This is a genomic window from Deinococcus multiflagellatus (genome assembly GCF_020166415.1).
GTDB lineage: Bacteria > Deinococcota > Deinococci > Deinococcales > Deinococcaceae > Deinococcus > Deinococcus multiflagellatus.
Genome location: NZ_JAIQXV010000069.1, coordinates 1 through 782, shown reverse-complemented (window position 1 = coordinate 782; position 782 = coordinate 1). Strand labels below are relative to the sequence as shown.

General features: G+C 40.0%; 1 protein-coding gene. It reads left to right on the top strand.

Annotated elements, in window-relative coordinates:
• Positions 1-124 precede the first annotated feature (124 nt).
• Complete coding sequence (locus K7W41_RS23345; RefSeq protein WP_224612944.1) at positions 125-676, top strand: imm11 family protein; 552 nt, start codon at positions 125-127, stop codon at positions 674-676.
• Positions 677-782 lie beyond the last annotated feature (106 nt).

Sequence of the window (782 nt, the reverse complement as noted above, 5' to 3'; positions counted from 1 at the left end):
GGGTTGAAGAGCAGAAATATAGAGAGACACAAGAATGAGTACATTGATCGGCTCCATGTGTTTGGCTTTTACATGGTAAAGACAAGAAATTTATAACCGGCAATTTTAGTGGGGAAAGAGTAAAATGTTTTATGAGATTTGTCCCAACTCTGACGATTTGAGGTTCTCGGCAGCTATAATGCAAGGAAGAAGAAATCGAACGCTTTACGATGAGTTCGATCTTTTATCTGAGAAATTTATTTTTCATTACGATAGCGAATTCTTGCCAGATTATATTACTACCGACACTCCTCTTCGTCTTTACAGTAAAAAGTTCAGAAAAGTCATTGATGATTATTGCACCGATTCCGACAGTCATAGGTGGATACCTGCACATATAATAAGCGCAAGATCTGGCGAATCAGAAACAGTGTACATAATTGATTTGCCGCTTGTAGATGTGCTTAACTACAATCTTACCCAAACTACAGAAGTGAAGATCTCTCTACCGAACTATAATCCTCCTGACACAGTAATAATTACGCATCCTGTAATTGACAGACATTCCGCTCAAGGTCTCTCAATCTTTCGCCAATTGAATCTTTTATCCACTGCTATTGTTTCCGAAGGCTTAGCAAACGCCCTGCTCGACAATGGGTGTACAGGATGCGCCTTTTTGATCGTCGAAAGCACTTAACTGAAGCGGCAAACGGCAATGTCGCCGAGCTTTCAGATATTGCTTGAACTTTGGCTTGACCAAATTGATAGAAAACTGTCAACTTTTTTCTCGATCAGACCACTAG